This is a genomic window from Moraxella porci DSM 25326, assembly GCF_002014855.1.
Taxonomy (GTDB): Bacteria; Pseudomonadota; Gammaproteobacteria; order Pseudomonadales; family Moraxellaceae; genus Moraxella; species Moraxella porci.
Map to the genome: position 1 here is coordinate 45,395 of NZ_MUYV01000004.1, position 13,994 is coordinate 59,388.

The 13,994-nt window shown below is 45.4% G+C and carries 8 protein-coding genes; all 8 read right to left on the reverse strand.

Annotated features, from left to right (window positions below; translation table 11 throughout):
• Positions 1–221: 221 nt before the first annotated feature.
• Entirely contained in the window at positions 222–2,852 is a 2,631-nt protein-coding gene (gene topA / locus B0681_RS04080) for a type I DNA topoisomerase (protein WP_078317483.1), read from the reverse strand.
• Positions 2,853–3,039: 187 nt separating this feature from the next.
• Positions 3,040–3,672 (reverse strand): hypothetical protein, encoded by a 633-nt coding sequence (locus tag B0681_RS04085; protein ID WP_078317484.1) that lies wholly within the window; start codon positions 3,670–3,672, stop codon positions 3,040–3,042.
• Between the two features lie 8 nt (positions 3,673–3,680).
• The gene (locus B0681_RS04090) at positions 3,681–6,371 is read right to left on the reverse strand and encodes a DNA translocase FtsK (protein ID WP_078317485.1); all 2,691 of its coding nucleotides are present in this window, start codon (positions 6,369–6,371) and stop codon (positions 3,681–3,683) included.
• 138 nt (positions 6,372–6,509) lie between these two features.
• Positions 6,510–6,893: a carboxymuconolactone decarboxylase family protein gene (locus tag B0681_RS04095; protein ID WP_078317486.1), complete on the reverse strand. Its 384-nt coding sequence runs from the start codon at positions 6,891–6,893 to the stop codon at positions 6,510–6,512.
• 70 nt (positions 6,894–6,963) lie between these two features.
• Positions 6,964–11,256 carry an Eco57I restriction-modification methylase domain-containing protein gene (locus B0681_RS04100; protein ID WP_078317487.1) on the reverse strand — a complete coding sequence of 1,431 codons (4,293 nt, stop codon included), beginning with the start codon at positions 11,254–11,256 and terminating at the stop codon, positions 6,964–6,966.
• Between the two features lie 2 nt (positions 11,257–11,258).
• On the reverse strand, positions 11,259–12,188 hold the full coding sequence (locus B0681_RS04105) for a restriction endonuclease (RefSeq protein WP_078317488.1): 930 nt from the start codon (positions 12,186–12,188) through the stop codon (positions 11,259–11,261).
• A gap of 112 nt (positions 12,189–12,300) precedes the next feature.
• Positions 12,301–12,423 (reverse strand): hypothetical protein, encoded by a 123-nt coding sequence (locus tag B0681_RS10560; protein WP_265734160.1) that lies wholly within the window; start codon positions 12,421–12,423, stop codon positions 12,301–12,303.
• Between the two features lie 76 nt (positions 12,424–12,499).
• A complete protein-coding gene (locus tag B0681_RS04115) occupies positions 12,500–13,801 on the reverse strand; it encodes a glutamate-5-semialdehyde dehydrogenase (RefSeq protein ID WP_078317510.1) in 1,302 nt (433 codons plus the stop codon).
• Positions 13,802–13,994: the final 193 nt, after the last annotated feature.

Here is a 13,994-nt window from a genome sequence, read left to right on the forward strand (position 1 = left end):
AGACAAAAAAACAACGGGCGATGCCATCAGACACCGCCCGTTGTTTTCCCTGATTTTACCACCGTAAAATCCGTATCCTTACCAACCTTCCTTGAATAGCATGTCATCCTTGCCCTGCTCCATCAGGGTTCTCCGTTGCTATGTGTGTATTATGCATGATTTTTTGCATAATACAAATACGCAAAATGCGTCAATCGTTGTAAGAAATTTCGTACAACGCATCACGACTCACTCACCCAAGCGCCATTTCGCCAAACTAAAGCAAAACGAGTCGCCTTGCCGTCTTTTTCGGAGCCGATGTATTGCTCGTTGTTTTTACGACTCCAGCGTAAGATGGTTGGATTGCCATTATCATCAACATCAGGCGCATCAAACAGATAATGAAATTTTGGCTCCAGTTGATCTTTGATACTGCGTAGCTCAGCAAGCTTCGGTGGGCGAGTTTCTCGTACTTTTGGGAATTTGGAGGCTGCCAAGAATAGCCCTGCCGCCCCTTCTCGCAGTACATAATGATCATCAAACTTCTGTGAACGCAGCTCGGGCATCGCAATCGCTGTCATGCGTGGTGGCGCAGCTTGGCCATTTTTGAGCACTTTACGGGTATTATCACACTTGCGGCATGCAAAATACGCGCCAAAACGACCTGTCTTGAGCTCCATCTGCCCATCGCATTTATCACAATCGATGGTCGGCGCATCATTGGTCGCCCCACCCACTTCAAAGACACCTTGCTCAAGCAAATAGCCATCGCAGTCAGGATTATTACCGCAGATGTGAAGCTTTAGACCACCATCAACGATATAGCCATCCATCGCTGCATTGCATTTTGGACAGCGTTTTTTCTCCATCAAGGCATTGACTTCGGCCGAATCATCATCAGCATCAAACTCAAAAGCCGATACAGGCATCAGGTTTTTGGTGCCTTTGCAGCGCTCTTTTGGTGGTAGATTGTAGCCTGTACAACCCAAAAATACGCCCGTGCTTCCAGTACGCACCTGCATCGGACGACTGCAAATATCACAGTGAATATCCGGCACATTGGTCGGATCGTTCGGACGCATACCTTGGCTGGATTTGGCGGTTTCTAGTTTTGCCTTAAAGCCACCATAAAAATTATCCAGCACAGCTTTCCAATCTTCATGCCCGACCGCCACTTCATCAAGCTTATCTTCTAGTCCTGCGGTAAAAGCATAATCCATTAAATCAGGGAAGCTCTCCACCAAGCGTTCGGTGACGATATCACCCATCTTCTCGGCATATAGGCGCTTATTTTCAAGCTTGACATAGCCACGCTCTTGGATGGTTGAGATGATTGATGCATAAGTCGATGGGCGACCGATGCCACGACTCTCAAGCTCTTTGACTAGGCTTGCTTCTCTGTATCTTGCTGGCGGCTTGGTGAAATGCTGTGATGGCTCAACGCTGATCAGTGGCAAGTTCTCACCGACCTTAACCGCAGGCAATAACACATCATCACTCTTGGCAGGTGGCTGTACTCGAGTATAGCCATCGAACACAAGTGTACGGCCTTTGGCCTTGAGCTCAACATTGCCTGCTGTGACAATCAGATTCACCGATTGATAGCGCGCTGGTGTCATCTGACACGCCACAAACTGACGCCAAATCAGCTCATACAATCGCTGTGCATCACGCTCCATACCAGTCAGCTGTGATGACTTGACTGCCACCGATGACGGACGGATGGCTTCGTGCGCTTCTTGGGCGTTTTGTTTATTACCATAGAAATTTGGCTTGTCTGGCAAATAGGCATCGCCGAAGTTTTGGCTGATATAGCCACGCACCGAATTGAGCGCATCTTGGCTTAGGAATGTCGAGTCGGTACGCATATAGGTGATGTGGCCTGCTTCGTACAGACGCTGAGCCAAAATCATGGTTTTTTTGACACTAAAGCCTAAGCGAGTGCTTGCCGCCTGCTGCAGTGTCGATGTGATAAATGGCGCTGATGAGCGTGACTGGGTCGGCTTCTCATCAATGCTTGAGACAACAAAGGGGGAGTTTTGTAGGAGCTGCACCACCGCATCCGCTTCGGCTTGATTACTCATCTTGAGCGTTTTGCCGTTTTGCTTGGTGGCTTCTAGACGAAGCGTCTCGCCTGCTGCACTGTTATTGGTGTGAATTTCCCAATATTCCACAGGCACAAAAGCACGGATTTCGCGTTCGCGCTCCACCACCAAACGAGTCGCTACCGACTGCACACGCCCTGCCGACAAACCACGAGCAATCTTCGCCCATAGTAGTGGCGACACCATAAAGCCAACTACACGATCAAGGAAACGACGTGCTTGCTGCGCATTGACACGGTCGATGTTCAGCTGATCAGGGTGTTCAAAGGCATTTTGGATGGCAGTTTTGGTGATTTCGTTAAATACTACTCGGCTATATTTGGCATCATCGCCACCGATGACTTCTTTTAGGTGCCAAGCGATCGCTTCCCCTTCTCTATCCAAGTCCGTCGCCAGATAAATCTTATCGGCATCTTTGGCCAAAGCTTTGAGTTCACGGATGACCTTGGTCTTATTTGGTAAGACTTCATAGACCGCCTTCCAGCCATGCTCAGGATCGACACCCATACGACGCACCAAGGCGCGCTCGGCCTTTTGTTCACGAGACAATCCTTCATCGTCTGCTTTGGTGGCCTTGGTAGTCGTGCCGCCGACAGGCAAATCGCGCACATGGCCGACACTTGAGCGGACAATATAGTCATTGCCAAGATATTTATTGATGGTTTTGGCTTTGGCAGGCGACTCCACAATCACCAAGGCTTTGCCCTTGGCGCTGGCTGTGGTCGAGCTTGCCGCAGCTTTGGTGGTGGTTTTTTTGGTGGTTGCCATGTCTTTGCCTTAATTCAACTAATAAAATAAAAATTGCGCCATGTTCTTAAGCTTTGATGGCGCGATTACAAGGATCGAAATCCGATCATAAACGCTTTTTTGGATCCGATAACCCAAACAGCATCAGCTTCCCTGTTTGCATTTATAGGGTGCAAATGGCTTTTTGTCAATCATTTTTATAAAAAAATTACCAAAGTTTTCTATCCTCTGGCTCATCTAATGACGCGCTCATGCCATTATTCACCGACCGCGCCCATGCCATCAACTGCTGTTTTAAGTGGGACAAATCCGCCTCAGCTTGCTGATTATCCAACTTATAGGCTTTGTGGCTATGTTGATATGAATCATCCAGCCAGTACAGACTGATGTGGTTGGCCTTGATCGACAAACCCAATGCATGAGATACAATCGATGCTGGCAAATCAATCACTACGCCATCGATTTTTGAGACTTGTCGATGCATCTTTGGTGTGTGGATCTGTTGATCAAGTAGCTGCCATCGGCCATCGATTGCCCGATAGTGTGCCAAAGGCAGCTTTAGCTCATCCATCATCACAGTGTACTGCGCGATCATCGGGACGCTGGTATCTGTGCGCGCGTATGGATCTGCTTTGGGTGGCCTGAGCGCCTTTAGCGTATCGCTAAGCCATTCGGGGCGCGCGATGAGCTTGGGATAGATGCCCATCTTTCGCGCCATCAATCGAAAATCCGCCACGCGTGATTCTTGTGCCTTGGGGCGCGCTGCCATAAAATTGCCCACAAAAAACCCAGCCACGCCCAGCACAACAAGGATGGCGATGCTGCTACTTGATAAGTCCATCTGTCATCCTATAAAAGCAATTGGCGTTTGCCGCTGTGGTCCATCGACGATACCAAGCCGCGCTCTTCCATCTGATCAAGTAGGCGCGCGGCACGGTTGTAGCCGATGCTAAATTTGCGCTGCACCGCTGAGATCGATGGCTTGCGTGTCTCCACCACAAAGGCGGCTGCTGCTTCGTACAGCTCATCGCCATCGATACTGCCGCCGCCCATCTCGCCGCTGCCCTCACCCTCGAAGGTGTAGCTGTCAGACAGATCGATATAATCAGGGCTGCCGCGCTCACGCCATGCATCACAGACGCGGTTCACCTCATCATCATCGACATAGGCACCATGCACACGCTCTGGGTTATTTTTACCCGGTCCGATGAACATCATATCGCCATGACCCAGCATATCTTCAGCGCCGCCTTCTTCGATGATGGTTCGGCTATCGACTTTTGAGTTGACGCGCAGTGCCACACGGGCAGGCACATTCGCCTTAATCAGACCTGTGACCACATTGACCGTCGGACGCTGAGTGGCGAGCAATAGATGGATACCTGCGGCACGAGCTTTTTGGGCAAGACGCACGATCGGCTCTTCGGCAGTCTTGCCAAGCTGCATGATCATATCAGCAAATTCATCAGCGACGATGACGATGGTCGGTAGTGGCTTTAGCTTAGGTGGCTTGGACTGGCTGACACTGTCGTTCATCTGCCATAGCGGGTCATAAATCGGCTCACCTGTCATCTCAGCTTGTTCGACTTTTTTGTTAAACTCGCTGATCTTACGCACACGAAGCTTACTCATCAGCTGATAGCGGCGCTCCATTTCATTGACACACCAAGTCAGTGCCGCCACAGCATCTTTCATATCGGTAATCACGGGCGTCAATAGATGCGGAATGTCGCCATAGTTGGCAAGCTCGAGCTGTTTTGGGTCAATCAACACAAGCTTTAGCTGATCGGGCGTGTATTTAAGCAGCATCGACATCAAAAATGAGTTCACCAGTACCGACTTACCCGAGCCTGTGGTGCCAGCAACGAGCATATGCGGCGCTTTGGCAAGATCAGCGATCACAGGCTGACCACCGATGTCCTTACCCACCGCAATGGCGATTTGTTTGTCTGGATCACGATAATCTGGCGTATCTAGTAGCTCAATCAGACGCACCATCTCGCGCTTGTCGTTTGGCACTTCGATGCCGATGTATGGCTTGCCAGGGATCACTTCCACCACGCGCAGTGATGCCTTGGACATCGAGCGTGCCAGATCCTGCGATACGCGAGTGACGCGACTGGCTTTCACCCCAGGCGCTAATTCCACCTCAAAGCGTGTCACCACAGGACCAACCATCGCTGAGACGACCTGCGCTTGGATATTAAATTCTTGTAATTTGATCTCCAAAAGCTCTGAAGCTTGCTGTAATTGGGCTTCGCTGACCTTTGGCTTGGCGCTCAGATCTGGCTTATCAAGTATGTCAAGATCAGGCAGCGGCGTAAGGCTCAGTCGATGGCTCAAGGTGTCCATGGCTCGAGATTTGGCGATCGGCTGTGCAGCTGGTGCTGGTGTCGGTGCTGCTGGCTCGCTCACGACAGCAGTTGAGGCTTGCCATACCGCACTCACCTCTGCCTCGTCCGCCTCTGGCTCGGGCTGTGGCTGGGAGATCTGTTCAGATGCGCCGACTTTATGGATCTGTTTGAATCGCTCCACTGTCGATGGTGCATCGGATGGCTCAGGCTCTTGAGTCACTGTGGGCTCAATCTCATGGGTCTGCACAACGCTGTCAGCTTGATTGGTGAAGTGGACTGTATCGATCTCACTTTGCCATGCGCCCATCTGCGCATCCATCGCAGGTGTCTGCGCCTGCAGATTGGCATCGGTCGCAGCAGCGGCATTCATCTGCTCAGCGATTCTTTCATCCATGACTTTTTTGGCGGCAGCGGCTTGCTCGGCCTGTTCTTTGGCGATCAACTCTTCGCGCAGACCCGAATGCTGCAAGAAGCTCTCTAGCGCGCCTGCGTGATTGTGCGCCTGATAGGGCAGATTCTCATCATCTTGCGCCAAAGGCTCATCATCAGACAGCTCATGTGCATCGATAACATCCTCATCCTGCTCATCTGACATTGGTTGGGTTTTTTCGGCACCAATCCATTGAAACACCATCCCTATCACATTGCGCCAGCGAACCTCAAAGCCCAGCACCAAGATGGCAACAATGACCAATAACAGCACCAATGCTGTCGGCATCGCACCGATAGTTGTCGTCAGATTTTTTTGCAGCTCATAACCGATGGCACCGCCCAAACTGGCCGCCGACCATGACTCATTGAGTGCACCGATATAGGCAAGCAATCCACTGACAAACAGCATCAATAATGCATAAGCACAAATGCGCAACGCCCAGACCAGCTTGACATGCGTCCACCACAGACGCACCAGCTCATAGGCCAGCACCAGCACCAGCACCCACGATCCATAACCAAAAAACGCGTGCAAAATATCCGCCACCCAAGCGCCCAGTCTGCCGCCGACATTATTGATTTGTGTATCACTGCCGACATGCGACCATGCCGAATCGGCTGCATCAAAGGACAACAAGGATAAGAAAAGAAACACAAATAAAATAATGCCGCAGATACTAAAAATCAGCTGCTTGATGGTGGGCAGCTTGCCCATAATGTTGGTGATGGTTGGGTGTTGAAATAGGTTCGTCATGATAACTCGTAGGCAGGCGATGGACGGTTTATAAATGCATCATAAACCGTCTATTATAGCGAATTTAACAAATTTAGCCAAATATTACTTATTCGATGCCCCTTATCGATCCACCCACCCCAAAGCTTTAATCAGCCATCAGTCCAGCAGCCCCATCTCGGTCAGCACATCGACGGCAGCACGGTAGGCTTCTTGGGTCGCAGGTGCGCCGCAGTAGGGCAAGCTGTGTAGCAGTACTTCTTGGATTTCTGCAACGGTTGCACCATTATTGATGGCCCCACGAATATGCCCTTTGAGTTCGGCTGGGCTTTTTTGGGCGATCAAAAACGCCATCGTCACCAGTGAGCGAGTCTTGCGATCGATGCCATCACGCTGCCATGTCGAACCCCAAGCGTGTTCATTGATCCAGTCTTGTAATGGTGCAGTAAATGGCGTTACTTGCCCCATCGAACGCTCGACATGAGCATCCCCCATCACTTGCTTGCGTATGGTGATGCCGTTTTGGTAGGTTTGATTGGTCATATCTATCTCCATATACGATATCTCAAAATCTTAGCACATTTTAGAGAACAATCAACAGACAATTTCTATTTTAGACCATTGTCTTTACCTTCTCTTCAATAAACGCAATCTCATCATCACTTAGCCCATATTTGGCATACAGCTGCTGATCAATATCACTGATCGACTGTGTCCAATCTATATCTGATTGAGCAGTAAAGTCTTGTAAGGGGACTTTTGACCAGACTTCTTTGGTTGCATTGTCTTGTGTATTTTTCTTAATTCCCAACATTGTCCGAGCAAATTTGCTTTTGAGATACTTGAGACAATTTTCGGCTTCTAAGCGGTCATCAAAGTTACCAAAAGAAATAAATGTTTGCGTATGTCCGATTAGGGGTTCCCCGATTAGAGGTTCCCCGATTAGGGGCGTACTTAAAACCTCACCAATTGCCCCAGATCCGTTAGATTTGGGCAAAAACACTTTGTAACCATTCAAATTACCGCCATCCTGCAAATACTTCTTATCTAGATATTTGAGCCTTCTTTCATTACCTTGGCGACCATAAATCCCAACTTGATTATTATTTCTTTTTTTGTCATAAAATACTTCTGGGTACCTATCAAATACATTAGAGCCCATGGAACGCTCCTCACTAACCTGGACACGACCTTTCAATTCAGGGAAATCTTTCATTAATTTTTCTGTAAATTTATACGAACTTCTCACAAAAAGAATGTCGCCAATTTCAGAAAAATTATCATCAACAACTTTTCTTAATATACCATTCAATTCCTCAAAAGTGGTATAAACACCAATCGCTCCAAATTTTTTATTCACATTTCTCAAGGTAATGACAACACCACCTTTAAATCCTATACTATCACCAAAAATATCCTTTGCTCTCGGATTGAAATACAAAACTTTTAAATGCTCATCTTGCAACATTTTAGCATTCCAATCTTTTGGTGTCTGACCTATGTTGAATAGAAATCTAGCTGGTGTAATTAAAGAATAGTTATTAGAATGTTGCTCTGCCAAATTATAAAAATAATGATAAATAGGGTTGTCACGATTATTTGCATCGTTCTCATCCTGATAAGGCGGATTGCCCACAACAACATCAAATTTCATATTTTCTATTCCAAAAATTTCTTTTAATTTCTCGTTAAAATCAAGCTCGCCTTTGGCATAAGGCGTGGTATCAAGCTGTAAAATATGTCTATGATCAACTGTTTGATCATGGTCAAATCCTGTAATAAAATTTTTGGCAATTTGATAAATGATCTCACTTGGGGCAAAGCCGTAAATCTGATGTTCAAAGATATGGGCAAGCCGCGTCTGGTCATCGGGAATTTGCGTTTTTAGACCGACATACAATCTTTTGACAATCTCTGTCAAATACAGTCCCGATTTCATATATAAATCAGCAAAAGTGATATCTGGATTGGTAAAGATATCAGGATTTTCTTGTTCAAACTTATCCATCATCATTTTTACCACCCATTTTGGCGTAAAAATCTGATTGGTTCTTTGTGGTGGAATATAATCAAAGATATCTTCAGTTTGATTTTCATCAAAATAATTGGCAAGTTCGGCTCGTTTTTGTAAAAAAGTCTGCACCGATGTATCAAAAACTTGCGGATCAAAGAATTGATGCTTATCTCTTAGTATGCAGAATTCTTCAAGTGTGATACCCGTCACTTCCTTAAAGACAGCATCGCTGATGTGCTGATCAAAATTGGTTAAAGTCGTGCTCTCATTGCCATATGCCATCAAAAATGATGGAATGGTGCGACTAAATCCACGCAAGCATGCACGCACATCATCTTCTACTTTATCTTGCTTATTTTGTTCAGCTTTTTGCAAGATGGCTTCGGTGCTGTTTTGGGTGAATTCTTTGGCTTTGGTCGCAAGCGTTTCAGTGATTTGTGTTTGTAGATTTTGGGAAATCTGAGTGGTTATTTCTTGATAATCACTGGTAATTTGCTGTTTTTCGCTGTCAGTCTTGGCTGCTTTTAACTGATTTTCAAAAGTAGCTTTGGCAGTGTTTTGCTCAATCTCGCTTTGTTTTTGGAGTTTTTGCACTTCATAGGCAACTGTTTCACTTTGTTCTTTTGCTACTTTTGTGGCAAATGCACCTGTTATGCCATGTTCTTTTGCCAATGCCTGCAAAGTACTCTCAGTATTTTGTTTGAGCACATCAGCCACCTGATTCGCCAAACGCTTATCTGTCAGATTGTCTGCATTGGCGATGATCTCATCAGTGCTTTGGGTAATTTCGCCATAAATCTTTTCACCAAATTTGGCAGTGTTGGTATTGATGACGATTTGGGTGTCAATCACTGCATTGCCTTTGTCATCCACTTGCACGCCCTGGGTGTCGATTGGTGTCGCTGACTTAGTCGGTGATGTTTTGCCCTCTTGTACAGGTTTCAGCTGTTCTAGAATCTCACGTACTTCGCTACTTTGTGCACCAAAAATACCGGTAATATTTTGGAATAACAAATTACTCAAAAAGCCTTTTTTGACGACTTCTTGGGCTTTGATCATTTTGGGTATGGTCAGCACTTGACCAACATCCAGCTCCACCATTTTACCATCTGTATCTTCAGCGATCACAGGGAAAAAATTTAAAAGCTGTTTGATGTTTTCTTCACGATCATTAGCTGTGCCGCCAGCATTGGTTGTTTTTAACGATAAATTATTAGCGAATTCATCATAAATAATCAGCGTACGCTCTGGTGCAAAATCAAAGACATAGGCGTTTTTCTTTTGGTAGGCTTGTCCGTCCTTTTCGTATTGCCATGCATTCTGAGCACGGAAAGCTGCCTGCCAATATAGGGCAGGTGATTTGATGTTTGAGAGCATCAAAACCGCCGTCCATTCAGGTATGGTAATGCCTGTGGTTAATTGGCCAACAGATAGTGTGATGGTTTTATCGTGCTGTTTAACTGCATTTTTGACACGATCTAAGGCACTACCACTCACAACATCATCGCCATCACTACGACCATCACCAACCGCTAAAATGATGTGATAATTTTCAAATACAGGGTGATTTTTTAATAATTTTTCTAGGGCTTTGGCACTATCCACACGATCAAGCAGCCAAAAAGTATGCTTAAGCTCATCCCGCAATTCTTTGGTTGAAAAAGGGTATTTTTCATTTTTGGATAAAGTATCTAACCACTTTTCTACTTCATTTTTATGAACAAAATGACCTTTTTCATCGGTTGCAAAAAATTCATTGAGATCAAAGGCGAAATCATAGTTTTTTCCATCAATATCTGCCCCTTGACTCACCCTATCACTGATCATGTGGCTCATCTGATAGCTGAATAAATTCAAGCATGGTAAGGCTTCATAAGGATTGTATGCTTCTTGATTCCATTGTAGCTTGGCTTTTTGCTCATCAACATAGGTCCAATTATAAATTTCATGTTGCTTAAATTCACCACTGGCCAATGCCTTAAATGGTGTACCTGACAGATGTAGCGTAAATTTACGATCAATATTATCAAAGGCGACATCGGTCTTTAGAGTAGCGACCCCTTCATGAGATTCATCAATCACCAATAAATCCCAACTTAATTCTTTGACCCAACTCAATTTATCATACTGTCCACCGAAAGCGATCGCCCCCTTTAGATCTTGCAAAGAAATAAAAGCGATCAGTGATTTTTTACCATCTGGTCTAGTAGATTGGTTGATAAACTCATCTCTTGTTAGCACAGGGCGATCTTTTAGCGTATCGGCAGTAGAAACAAAAGCAAAATCTGTTTGCCATGCAATAAATTTCTCAAAATCGTCAAACCACGAATTGGCAATAGCAGGTCGATTGGTAACGATTAGTACTTTTTGGGCATGAAGTTGTCGTGCCAAATCATAAGTGGTCAGCGTTTTGCCAAATCTAGGCTTAGCATTCCACAAAAATGCACCATCTGGATTGCCATTAAAATATGTCAAAGTCTGATTAACAGCATCCTGTTGCTCTTGGCGAAGCTGATATTCCAACTGTTCATTTGCTTGATTGAAATTTTGGGCTACAAAATCCTGAAAATCACTTAAGCTCTGATTGGGCGTACCATTATAATAAAACCATTCAGTATTTGGTTTATTTTCTATACGCTTATGCTTTTTTAGATAATGATGCAACTGATGATCATTAAAGAATTGAGAATTTATAAATCTTGCTACTTTATGCCATAGCAATTGATAATCAAGATCCACCGTACCCACTTGTTCTTTGATGCGAGTATTGACATCTGGGCGTTCGGTATAGCCAATTTTGACCCAGCCATCTTTGTCAGATACGGTCGGCAAGATATAAGCATAGATTTGTGGATAGATAACTCTGGTGGTAGCGATTTGTGTTCGGTTCATGACTACTTCTCCATAAAATCAACCAATTGTTTGGATTTCCAATCTTTAACTTTGACCATATGGCCATGAGTGGTAATGCTTTTTGTTTTGATTTCAGCGAACAAATCTGCTTGATAGCCATCCACCACTTCCGTCCTTTGAAACAACGGCGTGGCTCCTGTCAACCCATCCATCTGAAAAATGTTGTAGCTGATGATTGTGGCGATTTGGATCAGCTCATCGAGTGATGGCTCACATTGCCATTGATCAAAATAATAATCCCGATAAGTCAAAAGCAGATTTTCTCTTGCCAATAACAAAGAGTCGCCATTCCACTCAAACCCATAGCTTGACTGATAGGCGATTTTTATTAGCTTTTGCCATTTTTGTTTATGGTTAATTTCTTGATTGATGCGTTTTAGCTTTCGATCCAAAAACCCTACACGCTCATGCAAGGCGATAATTTCACCTGTTTGCATTTCATAGCGATTGGCAATATAAGGTGCTTCACCGCAAGTGATCTCAAGCCAAGTGCGTGCAATATAGGTGGATAAATCATCCTCTTGGTAATTGTTATCCAATTCATCATTTTGTTTTTTCACCACCCAACTTGGCGTAAAAACCTCAGCTTTGGATTTGGTGCGTTCTTTTTGCCGCTCTTTTGATTTTAGAGCTCTTGGCACGATTAAATTTCCCTTCTCACCCGTGATCAAATCGGGTGTTATTTGGCAATTTTTACCGTATTTTTCACCGTGATCTGCATAATTATCATTTGCCCAAATGATGTTCTTTTTCTTTTTGGTATAAAAAGATGTGGTTCTGTCTCGTAATAAAATTTCCAACAGCTCAGATGAATATTGATATAAGGCGTTTTCAGAAAGGTTGGCAACAGTTAAGTCAATTAGATGTTGCTCAAGCTCATCTTGAGTTTTAGTTTTGGCGGTATCGGTCATTTTGCACCGCCTGTTAGAGAGCTTAAGAAATTTTGGACAACAAAAAGTCCGCCCAAGATACTAGGCAGACTTGAAGTGATAGATGGGTTTTTATGAGAAAATTGAGACGAAATCAACCAACGCTGAACGCTGAACGCTGAACGCTGAACGCTGAACGCTGAACGCTGAACGCTGAACGCTGAACGCTGAACGCTGAACGCTGAACGCTGAACATTATCAGAAAGTATTTAGACATTGCAAGCATTTTTTTTGGTAAATAAAGTATTTCATTATAAACAAAGACAGTATGAAATTAAACCATCTTGTATGTTTTATCGCACTTCCCCATGCCCAAAGACCACCCATTTTTCGGAAGTCAGTCCATGCAGACCTACAGGTCCTCGGGCGTGGATTTTATCGGTTGAGATACCAATCTCAGCACCCAAGCCATACTCAAAGCCATCAGCAAATCGGCTAGATGCATTGACCATCACACTCGATGAATCGACACGACGGATAAAGGCATTGGCGGTGGTATAGTTCTCAGTGATGATGACATCGGTATGATGGCTGCCGTAGTGATTGATATGACTGATGGCATCATCGAGACTGCCCACCACCTTGATTGCCAAGATTGGTGCCAGATACTCTGTGTACCAGTCGTCTTCTGTCGCCGGCTGATAAGCATCACTCTGCCCAAGTATGCCTTGACTGACTGGGCATAAGCGAAACTGCATGGCACTGTCTGCATCCATCATTGCCTGTGTGATGGCAGGCAACAGCTGTTCTGCGATAGCTTCATGCACCAGTAGCGTCTCCATGGTGTTACAGGTGCCATAGCGAGAAGTTTTGGCATTGGTAGCGACTTGGATCGCCATCGTATGATTGGCATCTTGATCGATATAAGTGTGGCAATTACCGTCCAAATGCTTAATCACTGGCACCGTTGCACCATGACTGATTCGCTCAATCAGCCCCTTGCCACCACGGGGAATAATCACATCGACCGACTCTTTCATAGTGATTAGGCTATCCACCGCCGAGCGATCTGTGGTCGCTAGCACCTGCACCACATCCTGTGGCAGACCTGCCATACTCAGCCCTGCATGGATGCAAGCTGCGATGGCTTGGTTGGAATGATACGCCTCAGAACCACCCCGCAAGATGATGGCATTGCCCGATTTGATGGCAAGGCTTGCTGCCTCGATGGTGACATTTGGACGGGATTCATAAATCATACCGACGACACCAAGCGGTACACGCATCTTACCCAGCTGAATGCCTGATGGGCGATAGGTCATGTGACTGATCTCACCCACAGGATCAGGCAGCGCGATCACATCATCGAGCGATGCGATCATGCCATCAAAACGCGTTTCATTAAGCACCAAGCGATCCAAGAGCGATGCCTCAAGCTCATTATCTTGCCCTGCTTTGACATCGATGGCATTGGCATCGAGCACGGCTTGTTTTTGCTCTATCAACGCCTGCTTGATGCAGCTTAGGGCATGGTTTTTGGTCTTCGTGTCGGCACCAGCAAGGTGAGCTGCGGCAGCTTTGGCTTGGCGACCGACTTGAGTCATGTATGTGGCGACATCGTCAACTGGCTGATTGAATGGCTGTTTTGCTGTCATATTTCCCTCTGTGGCGCTTTTATGGTCTGGCTTTTGATTTATCTTAATATACAATCGCTCACCCATTGTAAGCATAAACCACACAAAATGCCACCGCTGAATTATTGCCAATTGTAATAAATATAGAAAAAATTGCGAAAAATATTGCCTTTATTGAATTTTTGGGTAAAAATATAGTGATGCATTTTGTCTT

Bases quoted from the DNA above. Each gene is read 5' to 3' on its own strand.
- topA (WP_078317483.1), bottom strand. From the start codon at position 2,852: ATGGCAACCACCAAAAAAACCACCACCAAAGCTGCGGCAAGCTCGACC.
- B0681_RS04085 (WP_078317484.1), bottom strand. From the start codon at position 3,672: ATGGACTTATCAAGTAGCAGCATCGCCATCCTTGTTGTGCTGGGCGTG.
- B0681_RS04090 (WP_078317485.1), bottom strand. From the start codon at position 6,371: ATGACGAACCTATTTCAACACCCAACCATCACCAACATTATGGGCAAG.
- B0681_RS04095 (WP_078317486.1), bottom strand. From the start codon at position 6,893: ATGACCAATCAAACCTACCAAAACGGCATCACCATACGCAAGCAAGTG.
- B0681_RS04100 (WP_078317487.1), bottom strand. From the start codon at position 11,256: ATGAACCGAACACAAATCGCTACCACCAGAGTTATCTATCCACAAATC.
- B0681_RS04105 (WP_078317488.1), bottom strand. From the start codon at position 12,188: ATGACCGATACCGCCAAAACTAAAACTCAAGATGAGCTTGAGCAACAT.
- B0681_RS10560 (WP_265734160.1), bottom strand. From the start codon at position 12,423: ATGTCTAAATACTTTCTGATAATGTTCAGCGTTCAGCGTTCAGCGTTC.
- B0681_RS04115 (WP_078317510.1), bottom strand. From the start codon at position 13,801: ATGACAGCAAAACAGCCATTCAATCAGCCAGTTGACGATGTCGCCACA.